13 protein-coding genes are annotated in these 14,464 nt (G+C 60.6%); all 13 read right to left on the bottom strand.

From position 1 onward, the window contains the following. Positions 1–229: 229 nt before the first annotated feature. Positions 230–745, bottom strand: coding sequence for a gluconokinase (locus RE428_RS19230; protein WP_004580556.1), 516 nt, complete (start codon positions 743–745; stop codon positions 230–232). Position 746: 1 nt separating this feature from the next. Then, positions 747–2,063, bottom strand: coding sequence for a TRAP transporter large permease (locus RE428_RS19225; protein ID WP_004580557.1), 1,317 nt, complete (start codon positions 2,061–2,063; stop codon positions 747–749). Beyond that, the gene (locus RE428_RS19220; protein WP_004580558.1) at positions 2,063–2,638 is read right to left on the bottom strand and encodes a TRAP transporter small permease subunit; all 576 of its coding nucleotides are present in this window, start codon (positions 2,636–2,638) and stop codon (positions 2,063–2,065) included. Before RE428_RS19220 ends, RE428_RS19225 begins: the two co-directional genes overlap by 1 nt. Before the next feature lie 91 nt (positions 2,639–2,729). Continuing rightward, positions 2,730–3,743: a TRAP transporter substrate-binding protein gene (locus RE428_RS19215; RefSeq protein ID WP_004580559.1), complete on the bottom strand. Its 1,014-nt coding sequence runs from the start codon at positions 3,741–3,743 to the stop codon at positions 2,730–2,732. 206 nt (positions 3,744–3,949) lie between these two features. Beyond that, the gene (locus tag RE428_RS19210; protein WP_004580560.1) at positions 3,950–5,344 is read right to left on the bottom strand and encodes a PepSY-associated TM helix domain-containing protein; all 1,395 of its coding nucleotides are present in this window, start codon (positions 5,342–5,344) and stop codon (positions 3,950–3,952) included. A 122-nt stretch (positions 5,345–5,466) separates the two neighbouring features. Then, complete coding sequence (locus RE428_RS19205; RefSeq protein ID WP_004580561.1) at positions 5,467–5,859, bottom strand: DUF2946 domain-containing protein; 393 nt, start codon at positions 5,857–5,859, stop codon at positions 5,467–5,469. 73 nt (positions 5,860–5,932) lie between these two features. After that, a complete protein-coding gene (locus RE428_RS19200; protein WP_004580562.1) occupies positions 5,933–6,865 on the bottom strand; it encodes a cation diffusion facilitator family transporter in 933 nt (310 codons plus the stop codon). Between the two features lie 71 nt (positions 6,866–6,936). Then, entirely contained in the window at positions 6,937–8,697 is a 1,761-nt protein-coding gene (locus RE428_RS19195) for an ABC transporter transmembrane domain-containing protein (RefSeq protein WP_004580563.1), read from the bottom strand. 74 nt (positions 8,698–8,771) lie between these two features. Continuing rightward, complete coding sequence (locus RE428_RS19190) at positions 8,772–10,304, bottom strand: DHA2 family efflux MFS transporter permease subunit (protein ID WP_051079774.1); 1,533 nt, start codon at positions 10,302–10,304, stop codon at positions 8,772–8,774. After that, a complete protein-coding gene (locus tag RE428_RS19185; protein ID WP_004580565.1) occupies positions 10,304–11,416 on the bottom strand; it encodes an HlyD family secretion protein in 1,113 nt (370 codons plus the stop codon). The genes RE428_RS19190 and RE428_RS19185 overlap by 1 nt, the downstream gene beginning before the upstream one ends. A gap of 159 nt (positions 11,417–11,575) precedes the next feature. Next, positions 11,576–12,442, bottom strand: coding sequence for an NAD(P)-dependent oxidoreductase (locus RE428_RS19180; RefSeq protein ID WP_004580566.1), 867 nt, complete (start codon positions 12,440–12,442; stop codon positions 11,576–11,578). 170 nt (positions 12,443–12,612) lie between these two features. Further along, positions 12,613–13,527, bottom strand: a complete 915-nt coding sequence (locus tag RE428_RS19175) for a branched-chain amino acid ABC transporter permease (protein WP_004580567.1) — start codon at positions 13,525–13,527, stop codon at positions 12,613–12,615. A gap of 7 nt (positions 13,528–13,534) precedes the next feature. Next, a complete protein-coding gene (locus RE428_RS19170; protein WP_040883185.1) occupies positions 13,535–14,413 on the bottom strand; it encodes a branched-chain amino acid ABC transporter permease in 879 nt (292 codons plus the stop codon). Between the last annotated feature and the right edge of the window lie 51 nt (positions 14,414–14,464).

Below are 14,464 nucleotides of genomic sequence, written 5' to 3'. Positions count from 1 at the left end.
TACAGCGCTGCCTATGGTAAGCCATGGCTTATGGGGTGAAAGTGACCTCTTGTGACTCCTGCTTCGTCGCTAGTCTGTTTTTCTCGAGTCTGAAGCGGATGGATACCATCGCTTCCGCTGCTCATGGATCGCCTTCCCTGGCGAGCCATGACGACCGGGGCGTCCATGCCCCTCCTCCAGCGATGGTATCCATACGCTTCCGTCTGACTGAGTGCTGGCCTCGTTAAGACTACTGATCCAGATCGTCTTGCGGCTTAATGCTCAGCGCCGCAATACATTGCTTCAAAACCGCTTCGGGCGTTGCCGAGATATCGATGATGTAAGCCTCGTTTGCGTCCGGTTCTTCTAGGGAAAGGAACTGGCTCTCCAACATATCCTGCCCGGTGAAGTAGTGGTCCTGCCGCTGGGCGTGTCGTGACCAGATGGTCTCGAAGTCCCCCTTGAGGTAGAGGAACTTCAGCGACGGATCGCCGGTCCGCAGTTGGTCCCGGTAGGTTTTCTTCAACGCGGAGCAGGCGAGTACCAGGCCGGCTTCCCGGCGGATCAGGTCCGCCAGGTCCGTCAGCCAGTCGCGCCGATCCTCGTCGGTCAGCGGTATGCCGTTGGCCATTTTCTGCACGTTGGATTCGCTGTGATAGTCGTCGGCGTCGAAGAACTGCACGTCGAGCAGGTCGCCCAGACGCTCGCCAACCAGACTCTTGCCGCTGCCGGAGACGCCCATCACCACAATCTTGCGTACTGTCATATCACTGCCACCATAGCGCCAGTTGCGGGAAGGCGATCAGCAGGGCCAGTGCCACGATCTGCAGACAGATGAACGGCAGCAGTGACCGGAAGATCTCTCCCAGGGAAATATCGGGCGGCGTGACCGTCTTGAGGTAGAAGGCCGCGGGGCCGAAGGGCGGTGACAGGAAGGACACCTGCATATTCATGCAGAACACCACGCCGAACCAGATCGGGCTGTAGCCGAGTTCCGTCACGATCGGCACGAAAATCGGCATGGTCAGTAGCGCCACGCCCACCCAGTCGAGGAACATGCCCAGCACCAGCAGGATCAGCATCATGAACAGGATGGTCATCAGGCCATCGCCGCCGCTGACGGTGAACACCATCTCCCGTACGAAATCGATGCCGCCCATCAGGTTGTAGACGCCGACCAGTGCGGTGGCGCCGATACCGATCCAGATGATCATGCCGCACACGCGCAGGGTGCTGATGGTGGCTTTGCGCACCATCGGCAGGTTCAGCTCGCCGCGGATCGCGGTGGAGATCGCGATCCCCAGTACGCCCAAGGCGGAGGCTTCGGTGACCGAGGCAATACCGCCGTAGATGCTGCCGAGAACCACCACGACAGAGAGGATGGGGAAGAACAGCGCCTTGAAGAAGTTCGGCGCCGGGTGTTCCGGCTCGTCGCTGTCGGAGGGTACCGGTGCCATCTCCGGCTTGAGCCAGACCCGGACCAGCACATAGCCCATATAGAGCAATGCGAGGATCAGGGCCGGCAGGAAAGCGCCTTTGAACAGCTCGCCGATAGAGACGTTGGCGGTCAGGCCGTAGATGATCAGTACGATACTCGGAGGCAGCATGGTGCCCAGCGCACCGCCGGCACAGGTGGTGCCGATTGCCAGTTTCCGGTCATAGCCCAGGCGCAACATTTGCGGCAGGGCGAGAATACCGAGCAGCACCGTCTCGCCGCCGATAACGCCTGACATGGATGCCAGGATAATGGCGACGATCAGGGTCTGGATCGCAACGCCGCCACGTAGCTTGCGGCCGATACGGGCCATGGCGTCGAAGAGATCCTTGGCGATACCCGAGTGATCGAGTAACGAGGCCATCAATACGAACATGGGCACAGCGAGGAAGACGTAACTGCCGATGAAGCTATAGAGCCGGCTACTGACGATGGCGAGGGCGTCCGGCCCAAACCAGCCGAGTGCAAAGAACAGGGCGACCAGGCCAGTGGCGAAAGCCAGCTGCATGCCGGTCAACAACAGCAGGATCAGCAGCACCAGCATAAGCAGGCTGCCGTAACCGATACCGAGGGAGGCGAGTTCAAACATCAGGCATCTCCTCCACGGGCGACACGGCGCAAGTCACGGATCAGGTGCAGGATGAACTGGAGGGTCAGGGTGATGACCGCCACCAGGATGATGACCTTGAGTAGCGCCGGGAATGGCGGGTTCCAGGCCGAACCGGAGGTCTCCAGGCGCCACGCCCCCCAGGGCGCACGAACCGCATCCTTGGCCATGAACCAGCTGCCGTAGAGCAGCATGCTGCAGAAGGCCAGGCCCAGCAGCTGGTGCAGGACATCCAGCCAGCGGCGCACTTTCGGCGGCGCTGCATCGTAGAGCAGCACCACTCGTACATGGCGGTTGGTGGCGAAAGCATAGATTCCGCCCAGCACGAACAGCGTGGCCCCGGCGAAGGTGACCGTTTCATGCACCCACAGGGTGGGCGAGTCGAAGACATAGCGACGGACGATCTCGTAGGCGGAGACGAGGACGATCAGGGCAAACACCAGGCTCAGCTTCTTGCCGAGCCAGACGATGGCGCGGTCGAGCCAGGTGGACCCGATATCCTCGTTGTCCTCGGGCAACAGGTCCGTCTGGTCCTGTTTGGCAGCGTGATCAGACATAGGGAGACTCCAGACCCGTGGTCATGAGGGCGTCATGACGCACAGGTCGCTGGCAAATGTCAGTAAAGGATTGAACGGCCCGAGGGACCGTTTACAGAAGACCCTGGGATTCCAGGTAGCTCGTCACCGATTTGTAGACTTTCTCGGCGTTGGGCGACTGCTCGGCGTACTGCTTCCATTGGTCGCGGGCGATAGAACGGAACTTGCGACGCTCCTCGGAAGACCAGTCGTGGATGGTGATGTCCGGATCGTTACGCGCTTCCTTCACCGCCTTTTGGTCGGCCATGGCCAACTGGGTGCTGATGTCCTGCGCGAAGTCGCGGGCGGATACGGTCATGATCGCCTGGATGTCCTCAGGCAGCTCGTTCCACTCCTTCAGATTCATGGCGATTTCCAGCAACGGCAGGGAGTGGAAGCCGGGATAGACCGGATTCGGAGCAATTTCATTCAAGCCCGCTTCCTGGTTGGTGGAGAACACGGTGTAGTCGGCCGCATCGATCACGCCCTTGCTCAGGGCGGTGTAGACCTCTGAGCCCGGCAGGTTGACCGGTGAGGCGCCGGCGGCGGCGAAGACGGACTGCACCAGGCCTTCCGGAGCGCGCAGTTTCAGGCCCTTCAGGTCCTCAACGCCGTCCAGCGGCTTCTTGGAGACAAAGGATTCCAGGCCGGTTGCTGCGCCACCGATGAATTTCACGCCGTACGGCTTGTAGAGCTCGTTCATCAGCTCATAGCCGCCGCCATAGTAGATGTAGTCGATCAGTTGGTCCGGGCTGGACCAGGCGCCGACGGTGTTGCCGATCAGTCCGAAGGCGGGATCCTGACCGGAGAAGTAACCAGTGACGGACACGTGACCGTCGAGAACACCCATCTTCATGGCGCCGAGGGTTTCGGTATGGGCCACGACGCTGCCCACCGGAAGGATCTCAATATCGACCCGGCCACCGGTCATGGTCTCGACGCGGTCAGCCCATTCCTGCTGAATGGCAAAGTTCTTTACGCCGGATGGGTCGGAAGACTGGAACTTGAAGGTGTAATCCGTGGCGACGGCGTTGATGGCGAAGGTTGCCGAAAGGACACCGGCAGCCAGGTGCTTGAGCGAGGGCATAGACTTTCTCCTGCTGGGTTTTTGTTTTTTACGGTAAATGTTACCGGTAACATTTGCGGAGTCTATTGCATGATTTTTGTGCATGCAAGGGGCACGGATGATCGTAATGTCGTTCTTTGGGGCAGGGCGAGCGGTTCGTCGATCGGCAAGTGGTTGAATAGCAGGGGCTCCTCCGGCTACCAGACAGAAGCCGGAGGAGCGTTGAATCAGGCGGATGCCCGACTCACCCTGCTCGAGTAGCGAGCCATCAGGATCACATCGAGCACAAGGAAGGCTGCCAGGCTAACCCCCATCACCGGCAACGCCCAGCCAAGTGCAGCGGTTATCGCCACGATGGTCAGTCTGGCTGGTAGCGGCGCGCGCAGCCAGTGAGTGGTCAGGCGCTTCGCCTTCGCCGCTGAAGAGGCGCGCGGCAACGGCCGGCGTGTCCACCACATCCGGTAGCCCCAGACGATCATCGTGCAGAGTCCGAGGGCCAGGGCCAGCATGACCAGTTGGTTGGGCCAGCCGAATAGCGTCCCCATATGCGCATCGATACCCCAGCGGGTGAGTTTGGCGGCGATGGGGAAATCGACGAAATTGGCCTGGTCCACCACCTCAAAGGTATTCGGATCCACGGCCACTGAATCCACCTGCGTCGGCCAGCCCCGATCGATCTCACGCACCTTCCAGGCCCGTTGCGGGTCGCGATTCGCCTGGATCTCGAGCATACCCGCGTCGATACCGGCCTGGCGGGCCGCAGCCAGTACGCCATCGAACACGGTATCCGATCGACTGCCTGCCGGAGCGTCCGGTGTCGTTTCCAGCTGGGTATTCACGCCGGGTGTTCCCCAATCCAAAGCCGCGCGAAGATCGGCGATATTGCCGCCGGCCCACTTCGACCAGGTCAGGCCGGTCGCGGAGAGGAACAGGAAACCAAGCAGCAGTGTCAGTCCGAGAATCGCGTGCCGTTGGCGACGCTTACCGAACGGTGTGGAATCGGCGGATTTCAGTGCCGGCGACTGCTTACGTTTGCGGTGGCCGATGAACCAGAGGGTGAAACCGCCCAGTGCTGCGATCCATAGCCATGAGGCGGCGAGTTCGCTGTAAAGACGACCAAACTCACCCAGGTGCAGGCTGCGGTGCAGATGGTCGATCCAGCTTCTCAGGGGCAGGGCGCCGCTGGTGCCGTAGACAGCCAGGTTGCCTGTGATGTCGAGAGTCACGGGATCGACGAAGATCGCCCGATTTTCGTACCGTTCCAGCGCCGGGTCGGCGAACATGATGCGGGATGTCTTGCCCAGCGCAGGCGACGGTCGAACGGCCGCCAGTTTGAGTTCGGGTACCACTTCTCTGGCAGCGGCAATTTGCGCTGCCAGGGGCTGGGGTGTGCCTTCGGTTGTGGCGTTCAGGGACGGGGCATAGACGAGATCCTCGATCTGGGGAGAGATCGCATAGAGTCCGCCGGACAGCGCCGCAATGAAGATGAACGGACCTATCAACAGACCGATATAGAAATGCAGGCGCAGCAGCAAGGGATAGAACCAGCTCGCGCTTTCGCGCTTGCCGGATAAAGCTCGGGTATTGCTCACCTGTGTGGTGAACACGGAGTCGTTTGGCATGGAACACCTGTCTGATCAGAATGACCCGCAGTCAGTCAGGCCTGCGTACCGCCGGTGTTAACCGTGCACGCACGCGCAGGCCGTCGATGCTGCGGTTGGAGAGGGGTTGCGTGATGTTCGATTCAGACGGTGGTCGAGGGTGGCGCCCGTACCTGAGCGATGCTGTAGGGACGAAAGGTGTAGCTGGCTTGCTGGAGGGCAAGCGGTCGTTGCGGCGACCAGAACGGTGGCTCGATGAGCTGCGGCGCGGCCGGCTCCAACGCCGAAGCGTGGGTCAGGAGGACGCAGTATCCACATTCCGCGTGGTGTGCAGGTATGTCGCCAGCGTGCTGGTGGGCGGCATCGGGCGCGGTCGACGACTCCTCGCCATGAAGCATGGCCGGAGCGTGATGATTGAAACCGGGCAGCGATTTGGAGGCCGTCTGTGCTTCCAGCAGGGCCTGGCCATTGGAGTAGAGCGGCCCCACGAAAATCAGCAGCATGGAGAGCAGCGCCAGCCAGGCGGCGTGACGCATGCGTTGTCGCGTGACGCCCAGAGCTGGTTGGCGGGGCGGCTGAATGCGCGCGCGGGTCAAAACACGGATGTCCCTAGTGATGAGCGCCCTGGGCGGCGTGGACCTTCAGGGACTCGGCTTCGACAAAAATCCGCTTGGCTTGAGGATAGGACGCCTTGATCCGGTGGTCCAGGTCGGCGATCACTCGTTCCAGTTCGGCTACGGAGTTCTGGGGCGTGAATTTTACGCTGAGGTTGACCAGTATGAAATCCGGGCCCATGTGCATGGTCAATAGTTCGTTAACCTCGTCGACTTGAGGTGTTTCTGTGGCGATTTTACGGATACCGGCAATAACCGTTTTGTTGGCAGCTTCCCCGATAAGCAGGCCCTTTGTCTCATAGGCCAGCCAGATTGCAGTACCGCCCAGGATCAGGCCGATGATCACCGACGCCAGTCCGTCCAGCCAGAACATGCCCGTGGTATGCGCCAGGTAGATCCCGCCCATGGCGACCAGGAGGCCCAGCATGGCCGCAGAGTCTTCGAACAGCACAACGAACATCGTTGGGTCCTTGCCTCGCTGGACCGCTTCGATATAGCCCCACTTGCCCTTGGCCCGGGAAAATTCAGTGAACGCGAAGAACCATGCTGCCCCTTCGAACAGGATACCCAGGCCCAACACGATATAGTTGATTGTCGGATCTTCTATCGGGGTTGGGTGCAGGATGTGCCGCACACCCTCGTAAATTGAAACACCTGAACCCACGGCAAAAATCAGGATCGCGACCACGAAACTCCAGAAATAGACCTCCTTGCCATGCCCGAACGGAAAACGCTTGTCCGCCGGCCGGGCAGCACGCTTCATACCGTAGAGCAGGAGCACCTGGTTGCCGGTATCCACCAGTGAGTGAATACCTTCGGAGAACATCGCCGAGCTGCCGGTGATCACCGCCGCAACGAACTTGGTACAGGCAATCATGAAGTTGCCCGCCAGGGCAGCGTAGATCACTTTCTTACTGGAACCTGCCATGGTTTGGGGAGCGTCCTTTTTTGGGTGAGGTGGAGTCAGGTGAAGGCTAGCACATTGCTTGCGTTCAGGCGCTAGGCTCTCTCCGGCTCCCTGAACTGCAACTCCGCCAAACGCGCATAAAGCGCATCTTTCCTGATCAATTCGTGATGCGGTCCGATACCATGCAACTGACCCCTGTCCAGTACGGCAATCCGGTCGGCGTGCTTGATGGTGGCGAGGCGATGGGCAATGACCAGGGTGGTGCGGTTGGCCATGAGTTTCGGTAGCGCCTGCTGGATCAGGTGTTCACTTTGCGCATCGAGGGCGCTGGTGGCTTCGTCCAGTAACAGGATGGGCGCATCCATGATCAGTGCGCGGGCGATGGCGATGCGCTGTTGCTGGCCGCCGGAGAGTCCCAGGCCGCTGTCGCCGAGCCGGGTTTGGTAGCCGTTCGGCAGGTCGCAGATAAAATCGTGTGCATAGGCCACTTTGGCGGCGGTTTCCACCTCTGTCTGAGTGGCTTCGGGACGGCCGTAGCGAATGTTGTCGGAGACGGTGCCGTAAAATAGCGAGGGCGTTTGGGAGACCAGGGCATAACAGCGCCGCAGGTCCTTGGGATCGAGCAGGTCGATGGGTTGGCCGTCGATCAGTATCCGCCCGCCTTTGGGATCGAAGAAGCGCAGCAGCAGGTCGAATAGGGTGGATTTGCCCGCCCCGGATGGCCCTACCAGGGCGAGGGTTTCGCCGGCGCGAATATTCAGGTCGATACCGTCGATGACATCGACCTCGGGCCGGCCCGGATAGGCAAAGCGCAGGTTCTCGATATCGATCCGGCCTTCGACCTGCTCCGGTAACCGGGCAGCGCCGGACGCCGGCGGTGTGATCTCGTTTTCAGTTTGCAGTAGCTCTACGATCCGCGCCGCGGCACCGGCCGCACGCTGCAATTCGCCGATGACCTCACTCAGCGCGCCCACCGACATCCCCACGATCAGGCTGTAGAACAGGAAGGCGGCCAACTCACCGCCTGAGATGTTGCCCGCCAGCACATCCCGGCCGCCGACCCAAAGCATGATGCCCACCGCGCCCAGTATCAGCAGGATCACGATGGCAATCAGCCAGGCCCGCTGGGTCACACGCTGTTTGGCTACATCGAAGGCATGCTCCGCCACATCCGCGAAGCGTGCCTTGTCCTGTGCCTGGTGATTATAGGCCTGCACGATCTTGATCTGACCCAGGATCTCGCCCACGTAGCTGCCTACGTCGGCAATACGGTCCTGGCTCTGGCGCGACAGGCTGCGTACGCGCCGACCGAAGATCAGGATCGGTGCCACCACGAGGGGGACACCAAGCATGACGATAGAGGTGAGCTTCGGGTTGGTAATGAACAACAGGATGATGCCGCCTACCAGCATGAACAGGTTGCGCAGGGCGACGGAAATGGTGGAGCCGATCACCGCCTGTAACACCGTGGTATCGGCGGTCAGGCGAGACTGGATTTCCAGCCCACGGTTGGTCTCGAAGAAGCCCGGATGCAGCTCCACCAGATGGTTGAACACCTGCTTGCGGATATCGGCGACGACCCGTTCGCCGATCCAGGAGACCAAATAGAAACGGACGAATGTACCCATGGCCAAACAGACGATCAGCCCGAAGAAGATCAGCACCGATCGATTCAGCAGGTCTGCCGACCCGGTAACGAACCCCTGGTCCACCAACAAGCGGATACCTTGGCCCAGCGATAGCGTTATCCCGGCTGTGAATACCAGCGCAACGAACGCACCGGCGACCGCTTTGCGGTAGGGCGCGACGAAATCGACTGCAAGTTTGAGGGCTTTCCTACGGTCTGAAGCCATGGTTGCTCTTGTCAGGTTTGTGATCGAGGCTCACCAGATTACACGCATTCCGGCCCGGATGAGGAAGGTTTCAGTCAGCCCTGGCTTGCCGTGCGTTTGTTCGAGCGGAAAAGTAATAGCAACGGAATCGATGCCAGGGTGATCCAGGCCATCAGCCTGAAGTCGTTCAGGTAGCCAATGGTTGCTGCCTGCTCAGTGACCATCTGGTTGAGCATGGCCAATCCGGTGGTGCTTTGCTTTTCGATGCCGCCCGGTAGCGAGAATGCGTCGAAGGCCGGTCGAAAAGGATTGATGAACTCGCCCAGGGTGGCGTGGTTGATCTGGGTATTGCGGGCAACCAGAGTCACCATGATCGATATACCGATAGAGCTACCGATATTTCGCATGAGACTGAACATGGCGGTCGCCTCGGTTCTGTAGTGTGGCGCAAGCGTCGCAAAGGTGATCGTGCTCAGCGGCACGAAGACGAAACCCAGCCCCATCCCCTGAACGATGCCGGTCATACCGACGGTGAACGACGATACCTGGGTATTGAAGTTGGCCATCTCGAACAGGCTGATTGTCAGCAGGATCAGGCCGGTCAATATAAGCAGGCGAACATCGACCCGGTTTACCAGACGACCCACCAGCATCATGGCCACCATACTGCCCAACCCCCGCGGTGCCAGGACAAGCCCCGTCGTGATGACCGGATAGCTCATCAGGTTCTGCAGGAAAGGCGGCAGCAGTGCAAGGGTCGCCAGCAGGATAATACCGACCATGAAGATGAACATCAGGCCGATCGCCAGGTTGCGGTCACGGAACAGGCCTGGCTCGAGGAATGGCTCCCGGTGGGTATGCATGTGCACGAGGAACATCAGCAACGCCGTACCGGCGATCAAGGCTTCGATCTGGATTTCCAGCGACGAGAACCAGTCCAGGCTCTGCCCCCTATCCAGAAGGAGTTGCAGGGCACCGATGGCTAACCCCAGCAGGGCAAAGCCGAACAGATCGAAGCGGCGTTTTTCCTTCTCGGTCTCGGGCACGAAGAAGAGGATGCCCAGCAACGACAGGATGCCGAACGGCAGGTTGATGAAGAACACCCAGCGCCAGTTGATCATCTCGGTCAGGTAACCGCCCAGGGTCGGCCCGAGGATGGGACCGACCATAACGCCGACACCCCACATGGCCATGGCCGACCCGTGTTGCTCCTTGGGATAGGTGTCCAGCAACACCGCCTGGGAGAGTGGCACCAGTCCAGCCCCAAAGACGCCCTGCAGCAGGCGGAACAGCACCATTTCCTCAAGGTTGGCGGCGATACCACAGAGTAAGGAGGCGATGGTGAAACCGGTGACCGAAAGCAGGAACAGCCGTTTACGGCCGAGCTTGGCGGAAAGAAAACCCGTCAGCGGCGTGGCGATGGCGGCAGCCACGATGTAGGAGGTCAGCACCCAGGAGATCTGTTCCTCGGTCGCCGACATACTGCCTTTCATGTTGGGCAGGGCCACGTTGGCGATGGTGGTGTCCAGCGCCTGCATGATGGTGGCGAGCATGATGGATACGGTGATCCAGCCTCGCTTGGAGCTGCTTGAGCCTGACTCCGGGGCCGTTGCGACAGTACTGCTCATCAGGGTTGGTCGGCGGCGTGAGCTTCAGCCACCAGCCCCCTCAGCCAGACTACAAGCGGAAAGTCGTTGTGGGGGTAGCCGGTGTCGACGGTCACTTCGGTACTCATGCCCGCCCGTAGCGCCGCCTCGGAAGACGGTTCATCGAGGCGGATGCGCACCGGGATGCGCTGGACCACCTTGACCCAGTTACCGGAGGCGTTCTGGGCTGGAAGCACCGAAAACTCGGAACCGGTGGCCTGGGCTATGCTTTCCACATGGCCAGCGAATTCACGGTCGGGGTAAGTGTCGACTTCCACCGTCACCGCTTGCCCCGGGTGCATCCGCGTCAGTTCGGTTTCCTTGAAATTGGCTTCGATCCACAGGTCGCGATTGCCTACCAGGTTCATGACCGGTGAACCTGCACTGGCGTAGGTTCCCGGATCGGGTGTTTTGGAGGCAATGCCGGCAAACGGCGCACGGATTCGTGTGTGTTCCAGGTCCAGGCGGGCCGAGGCCATGCTGGCCTGGGCTGCCTGGTAATCGGGGTGTTGTTCCAGTGGCAGGTCGACCTTGCCGCCCAAGCTGGCGGCGATGCGCTTGAGGTCCCGGTCGGTGGTGTCCCGCTGGCGCCGGGCCGTCGCCAGGTCGTGGCGGTATTTTTCCAGTTCGGACTGGGAGGTCAGGTTGCGCTTGGCCAGGGTCTGCTGACGGGCGAATTCACGCTGGCTGTAACTCACGTTCTCCTCCGCCAAAGCCAGCTCCTCCTGACGCGTGGCGTAGCTGGCCTTGAGTGTCCGGATACTGTTTGCGGCCTGGTTGAGTTGCGCTTCGGCGCGTTCGACAGCGATCCGGTAGGGCGATGGGTCGATCTGCAGCAGCAGTTCGCCACGACTGACGGGTTGGTTTTCTTCGACCAGAACCTGGTCGATACGGCCGCTCACATCCGGCGCAATGTTCACCAGGGGCGCGTGAATATAGGCATTCTCGGTGGCGATGTAGCGACCGCTGAAGACGGTATAGAGGCCGGCAACGATAACGACCACCAGGGGGATTCCAATGAGGAGCGCCCTGCGCACCAGCCGACGGCGACCGGAGATCGGTGAGGGTGACGGGTCCTGTGGGGCTGAGTTCATGGAAGGTGTCTCCGGAAACGATAGCGAGCCAGATGGCTGCCGAGAGGCGCTCTGGTATCTTTGTAAGGTTATTTATGAGTAGTTTACTAATTAATTGGGCGAAAGCGGAATAGGGGATTGTGCTCTGGGTTAATCGTGGTCTCGATGAACGGGCCAGCGTTAACGCTGGCCCGGATCAAGGTAACTGTGGATAGCCGCGAAATCCTCTCGCCCCTTCCCGGCGGCGCTCGCGCTGCCGAACAGGGCCTTGGCCGCGTTGGCCAGGTAGAGTGGGTGGCCCTTTTCGTAGGCCGTCTGATCCAGCAGTTGCAGATCCTTATACATCAATTCGAGCGGGAACTGGGCCTCGAACTCCCCATTGCGGATCAGCTCGGCCTTGCCGCGCAGGAAAGGTGCGCTGACCGGAAGGCCAGGGAGGGTGTCCATCAACATCTCCCGGTCGAAGCCGAGTTTTTCCCCCAATAGCGCGGTTTCGGAGAAGACCACCATGGACTGCGCCAGCATGGCGTTCACCAGCATCTTGAATGCGGTGCCCTGGCCATGACCGCCCACATGCAGGATCTTGCTGCCCATATGCTCGAGCAGGGGTTTGACCCGGTCCAGATCCTTTTGATTGCCGCCTATCAGGAAACTCAGGGTGCCATCCTCGGCGGGCTGGCGGGTACCGGCCACAGGGCCGTCCATGAAGTGGACACCTGCGGTGCCGGCTTCGGCCGCGGATTGACGGGAGAATGACGGGTTTACGGTGGAGCAGTCCACCCACAGGCTGTTTTCGGCCATGGCCTTGAGAAAACCGCCCTCACCGAAAGCCAGGGTTTCCACGACCTCCGGCGAGGCCAGCATGGAGAAGACGACGTCAGCGCCACTGACCGCATCGACCGGAGAATCGGCGACCTGGGCGCCAGCTTCGCCGAGTATGCGCGCTGGCTCGGGCGACCTATTCCAGACAGTGAGATCGACATGGGGGAGCAGATTGCGGGCCATGCGCTGGCCCATGATGCCGAGACCGATAAAGGTAACCTTCATGGGATCCTCCTTGGCGTGCGGATTGCCCCTGGGTACCGCCGCGTGTCCTCGGGGTACGAGAACTTACAGGGGATTGGCCATCATACGCCCGGATTGAACGACAGATCGATCATTTGGTTCGTGGACTTGAGGTGGGTCAAGCGTCTGGTCGGGACTCAACCAGGCGCCTTTCAGCGTTTGCGTGTAAGGCGCTCCAGTTCGCCGACGATCCCCCGGCGGAAGGTGAGCACGCACACCACGAAGATCACCCCCAGGATCACCTGTACCCAGGAGCCGAACGAGCCCAGTTCGTGGCTCAGTGAGCCAACCAATAGGGCGCCGACCACCGGGCCGAACACGGTGCCGAGTCCACCCACCAGGGTCATCAGGATGACTTCGCCGGAGGTTTGCCAGTGGGCACTAGTCAGGGCCGCGAACTGGAAGACGACGGCCTTTGTCGCTCCTGCCAGACCTGCCATCGTGGCGGAAATCACGAAGGCCTGGAGCTTGAACCGGTCCACGTCGTAACCCAGCGACAGGGCCCGGGCTTCGTTCTCCCGGATGGCTTGCAGCACCTCGCCGAAGGGCGAGTGGATCGTACGGTGGATGATGCAGAAGCCGACCAGGAAAATGGCGAAGACGAAGTAGTACATCGTCAGCGAATTATTGAGGTCGATAAAACCCAGCAGGTTGCCACGGGGGATACCCTGCAACCCGTTTTCTCCACCCGTGAAGGGCAATTGCAATGCCATAAAGTAGATAATCTGCGCCAACGCCAGTGTGATCATGGCGAAGTAGATACCCTGGCGCCGGATGGCCAGGTAGCCGAAGATCGCGCCCAAAACCATGGCAAAAGCGGCGCCGGTGAGAATGCCCAGCAGCGGCGAGAACCCCCAGACTTTGATGACATGGCCGGCGATATAGGCCGCGCCGCCGAAGAAGGCCGCATGGCCGAAAGAAAGCAGGCCGACATAGCCCAGCAGCAGGTTGAACGCGCAGGCGAACAGCGCGAAGCAGAGCAAGTCCATGACGAATACGGGGTAGGCGAAGAAGGGGGCCGTCAGGCCGGCCACCAGCATGATGATCCAGAGGGCGCGATTGATCATGACAGGCTCACTTCTCCTTGCCAAAAAGGCCGGCGGGCCGGAACAGCAGCACCAGGACCATGAGGAAGAAAATGACGGTGCTGGCCGCAGGTGGGTAAATCACCTTCGTTAGCCCCTCCACCATGCCCAGCACCAGGCCGGTGACGATGGCGCCCATAATCGAGCCCATGCCACCGATCACCACCACCGCGAACACCACGATAATCAGGTCGGCACCCATCAGCGGGCTGACAGAATAGATCGGTGCCGCCAGAACACCGGCAAGACCGGCCAGGGCGCAGCCGAAACCGAAGGTCAGGGTAATCATCAGCGGCACGTTGAGGCCGAAAGCCTGGGTCAGGCTGGGGTTCTCCACGCCGGCACGCAGCCGCGAGCCCAGACGGGTATGCTCGATTACATACCAGGTGGCGAAGCAGACCACCAGCGAGAAGATGATGGCGAACAGCCTGTAGGTGGGGAAATACATGAAGCCAAGGTTGACCACGCCGGCCAGGATTTCCGGCTGGCCCGGGTAGGGCGTACCGGAGACGTTGAAATAGTTCGAGAACAGGCCCTGGAGGATCAGCGTGATGCCGAAGGTCAGCAGGAGCCCGTAGATGTGGTCAAGCTCGTAGAGCCGTTTGAGCATCGTGCGTTCCAGGATAATGCCCAATAGCCCGACCAGCGCCGGCGCCACGATAAGCGAGGCCCAGAAGCCGATCTGCAGGCTGATGCCGAACCATTGATCCAACAGGGTGTAGCCGATCAGGGCAATGAACGCACCCAGCATATACATCGCCCCGTGGGCGAAATTGATGATGTTGAGCAGCCCGAATATCACCGCCAGCCCGAGACTCAGCATGGCGTAGAACACACCCACGTTGAGCCCCAGCAATGCCTGGGCCATGATCACCTGGATCGACACACCGGGTTCTCCTTCAGGAACAGGAAGCGGGGC

Origin of the sequence: Marinobacter nanhaiticus D15-8W (assembly GCF_036511935.1) — a bacterium.
Classification (GTDB): domain Bacteria; phylum Pseudomonadota; class Gammaproteobacteria; order Pseudomonadales; family Oleiphilaceae; genus Marinobacter_A; species Marinobacter_A nanhaiticus.
This window is presented reverse-complemented; position numbering and strand designations above follow the sequence as displayed.

Bases quoted from the DNA above. Each gene is read 5' to 3' on its own strand.
- RE428_RS19210 (WP_004580560.1), bottom strand. From the start codon at position 5,344: ATGCCAAACGACTCCGTGTTCACCACACAGGTGAGCAATACCCGAGCT.
- RE428_RS19185 (WP_004580565.1), bottom strand. From the start codon at position 11,416: ATGAACTCAGCCCCACAGGACCCGTCACCCTCACCGATCTCCGGTCGC.
- RE428_RS19170 (WP_040883185.1), bottom strand. From the start codon at position 14,413: ATGGCCCAGGCATTGCTGGGGCTCAACGTGGGTGTGTTCTACGCCATG.
- RE428_RS19215 (WP_004580559.1), bottom strand. From the start codon at position 3,743: ATGCCCTCGCTCAAGCACCTGGCTGCCGGTGTCCTTTCGGCAACCTTC.
- RE428_RS19175 (WP_004580567.1), bottom strand. From the start codon at position 13,527: ATGATCAATCGCGCCCTCTGGATCATCATGCTGGTGGCCGGCCTGACG.
- RE428_RS19225 (WP_004580557.1), bottom strand. From the start codon at position 2,063: ATGTTTGAACTCGCCTCCCTCGGTATCGGTTACGGCAGCCTGCTTATG.
- RE428_RS19230 (WP_004580556.1), bottom strand. From the start codon at position 745: ATGACAGTACGCAAGATTGTGGTGATGGGCGTCTCCGGCAGCGGCAAG.
- RE428_RS19195 (WP_004580563.1), bottom strand. From the start codon at position 8,697: ATGGCTTCAGACCGTAGGAAAGCCCTCAAACTTGCAGTCGATTTCGTC.
- RE428_RS19220 (WP_004580558.1), bottom strand. From the start codon at position 2,638: ATGTCTGATCACGCTGCCAAACAGGACCAGACGGACCTGTTGCCCGAG.
- RE428_RS19180 (WP_004580566.1), bottom strand. From the start codon at position 12,442: ATGAAGGTTACCTTTATCGGTCTCGGCATCATGGGCCAGCGCATGGCC.
- RE428_RS19200 (WP_004580562.1), bottom strand. From the start codon at position 6,865: ATGGCAGGTTCCAGTAAGAAAGTGATCTACGCTGCCCTGGCGGGCAAC.
- RE428_RS19190 (WP_051079774.1), bottom strand. From the start codon at position 10,304: ATGAGCAGTACTGTCGCAACGGCCCCGGAGTCAGGCTCAAGCAGCTCC.
- RE428_RS19205 (WP_004580561.1), bottom strand. From the start codon at position 5,859: ATGCGTCACGCCGCCTGGCTGGCGCTGCTCTCCATGCTGCTGATTTTC.